A 3100-nucleotide genomic window follows, 5' to 3' on the forward strand; every position below is an offset into this window, starting at 1 on the left:
TGGCAGGACTGCCGCAGCCTGCAATACGCCATCCAGTGCGAAAGCCAGGACAGCTGGCGCGCGGTGTATCGGCACTGGCGGCTGGGGCGGCTGTCCCCGTTTCTGGATCGCGGCCTGATGTTTTATTCCGCGGCTTCCACCGTCACCGCGATTATCGTGGCCTCGGTGTTGTGGATTCTGCTCGGCTGGACCGATGGCGGCAGCGCCGTGATCCTGGCGGCGGTGGCGTGTAGCTTCTTCGCCTCGATGGACGACCCGGCGCCGCAGATTTACCGGTTCTTTTTCTGGACGGCGATGTCGGTGGTGTTCGCCAGCCTTTATCTGTTTCTGGTGCTGCCCAACCTGCATGACTTTCCGATGCTAGTGCTGGCGTTCGCCGTGCCGTTTATTTGCGTCGGCACCCTGACCGTCAAACCGCAGTTTTACCTGGGCATGCTGCTGACCCTGGTCAACACCTCGTCCTTTATCAGTATTCAAGGCGCTTACGACGCGGATTTCCTCAGTTTCGCCAACTCCAACCTGGCCGGTCCCATGGGGCTGCTGTTCGCGTTCATCTGGACCCTGATCGCCCGGCCGTTCGGTGCCGAACTGGCGGCCAAGCGCCTGACCCGTTTCAGCTGGCGTGACATTGTCGGCCTCTCTGAACCGGCCACGCTGTCCGAACATCGGCTGTTGGGCATAAAGATGCTTGATCGGCTGATGCAGCATCTGCCGCGCCTGGCCATGACCGGCCAGGACTCCGGCGTGGCGCTGCGGGAAGTGCGAGTGGCACTGAATCTGTTGGACCTGCTCGCTTATACGCCGCGGGTCCTCGGTGTGCCGCAGGTGCTGCTGCGCCAGGTGGTGGCCGAGGTGGGCGAGTACTTCAAGGCCTGTCTCAAGGCCGGTGAACGCTTGCCGGCACCGAGCCCGTTGCTGATGACCCTCGACCGCACGCGTCGCGCCCTCGGCGGTGCCGGCGATGATGAAACCCGTCGGCATCTGCTGCACGCCCTGAGCGGACTGCGCCTGGCACTGTTGCCCGGCGTCGAATTCGTCGGTGCCGCCGAGCCAGAAGAACCGCTTCCCCATGGCATTGATGGAGCGCCTTTATGATCGGTGACCTGGATCTCAGCGGAGTGTTCCTGCCCACGCTGCTGGTGCTGATGGGCATTACCTATGTGTTGTACCTGTTGGTGCACGGGGTGCTGACGCGCCTGCACTTTTACCGTCTGGTCTGGCACCGGGCATTGTTCAACGTGGCCCTCTACGCCTTGCTGCTTGGCGCTGTGGATTCACTCAGTCGATACCTGATGACATGAAAAAACCGTTTCTAACCCTTGGTCGCGTGGTGTTGACCCTGCTGATCGTGAGCTTCGCCGTGGTCGTGGTCTGGCGCATGGTGATGTATTACATGTTCGCGCCCTGGACCCGCGACGGGCACATCCGTGCCGACATCGTGCAAATCGCGCCGGATGTCTCCGGGTTGATCCAGCAAGTGGAGGTGCGCGACAACCAGTTGGTCAAGCGTGGCCAGGTGTTGTTCAGCATCGATCCGGACCGCTTCAAGCTGGCCCTGCGCCAGGCCAAGGCGGCCGTTGCCGACCGCGAAGAAACCCTGGCCCAGGCCCAGCGCGAGGCCAAGCGCAACAAAGGCCTTGGTAACTTGGTGCCGGGTGAACAACTGGAAGAAAGCCAGTCTAAAGTCGCCCGCGCCCAAGTCGCCTTGATGGAAGCCCAGGTGGCGGTGGACAGCGCACAACTCAACCTCGATCGCTCGGTGATCCGCAGCCCGGTAGACGGCTACGTCAACGACCGCGCGCCACGGGCCCAGGAGTTCGTCAGCGCCGGGCGTCCGGTGTTGTCGGTGGTCGACAGCAATTCGTTCCACATCGACGGCTATTTCGAAGAAACCAAACTGAACGGCATCCATATTGGCCAAAGCGTCGACATCCGGGTGATCGGCGACAATGCGCGCTTGCGCGGGCATGTGGAAAGCATCGTTGCCGGTATCGAAGACCGCGACCGCACCAGCGGCAATAACCTCTTGCCCAACGTCAACCCGGCCTTCAGCTGGGTGCGGCTGGCTCAGCGGATTCCGGTGCGGATCGCCTTCGATGACGTGCCGGAAGATTTCCGCATGATCGCCGGGCGCACCGCTACGGTATCGATCATCGACGATCAGCAACGGGAGCCGGCGCAATGAGCAAGGCCTCGGGTTTGGCGGTTGCCGGATTAGGCTTGCTGCTGTCGGCGTGTCAGATGGTCGGGCCGGATTATCACTTGCCCGAGGAGGCGGCTGTCCATCGTCCAGACTTCCAGGGAGATCTGGCGGTCGACGGCAAAACGGTGGTGTCCGCACCGGTGCCGGCCGATTGGTGGCGCCTGTATCGGGACCCGCGACTCGACCAGTTGGTACAGCAGGCCATGGCTTCCAACACCGATTTGCGCGTGGCGGCGGCCAGTCTGTCGCGGTCTCGCGCTCAGGTCGATGAGGCCGAGGCGGCGGGCGGCTGGAGCGGCGGTGTGAAGATGGGCGCCCAGCGCTTGCAGGAATCCGGCGAAGCCTTCCTGTTGCCGGAAAAAGTGCCGGTGGCCAACATCGGCGATATCGGCATCAGTGCGTCGTACCAGTTCGACCTGTTCGGCACCTTGCAACGCGGCATCGAAGCGGCCAAGGCCAATGCCGATGCGACACAGGCCGCCGCCGATACGGCACGCATCACTGTAGTGGCCGATGTGGTTCGGGCCTACACCCAAGTGTGCGCGGCCAATGAAGAGCGGGAAATCGCCCAGCATTCCCTCGACCTGCAAGCCCAAAGCACCACGCTGATCCAGCGCTTGCGCGATGCCGGACGTGGCGACGAAACCCAGGTCACCCGCTCGCAAACCCAATTCAAATCCCTGCGCGCCGACATGCCGCGCTATGAGGCAGCACGTCAGGCCGGGCTGTACCGCTTGTCGATGCTGCTGGCCAAACCGGTAGATCAACTACCGGCCGGCACTGCCACTTGCGATGAGCTGCCAAAAATTGCGCAATTGATTCCGGTGGGAGATGGTGCCGCGTTGCTCAAGCGTCGCCCCGATGTGCGGCAGGCCGAGCGGCGACTGGCGGCCGCCA

General features: G+C 63.0%; 4 protein-coding genes. All 4 read left to right on the forward strand.

Going from position 1 to position 3100, the window contains the following annotated elements:
• The coding region (locus PMI29_RS05460) for an FUSC family protein (protein WP_008002378.1) at positions 1-1095 on the forward strand (1095 nt) is incomplete at its 5' end.
• On the forward strand, positions 1092-1301 hold the full coding sequence (locus PMI29_RS05455; RefSeq protein ID WP_007987399.1) for a DUF1656 domain-containing protein: 210 nt from the start codon (positions 1092-1094) through the stop codon (positions 1299-1301). The genes PMI29_RS05460 and PMI29_RS05455, both read left to right, overlap by 4 nt.
• Positions 1298-2185: an efflux RND transporter periplasmic adaptor subunit gene (locus tag PMI29_RS05450; protein ID WP_008002380.1), complete on the forward strand. Its 888-nt coding sequence runs from the start codon at positions 1298-1300 to the stop codon at positions 2183-2185. Before PMI29_RS05455 ends, PMI29_RS05450 begins: the two co-directional genes overlap by 4 nt.
• On the forward strand, positions 2182-3100 hold a 919-nt coding region (locus PMI29_RS05445), incomplete at its 3' end, for a TolC family protein (protein WP_008002382.1). The genes PMI29_RS05450 and PMI29_RS05445, both read left to right, overlap by 4 nt.

Origin of the sequence: Pseudomonas sp. GM49 (genome assembly GCF_000282355.1) — a bacterium.
Taxonomy (GTDB): Bacteria; Pseudomonadota; Gammaproteobacteria; order Pseudomonadales; family Pseudomonadaceae; genus Aquipseudomonas.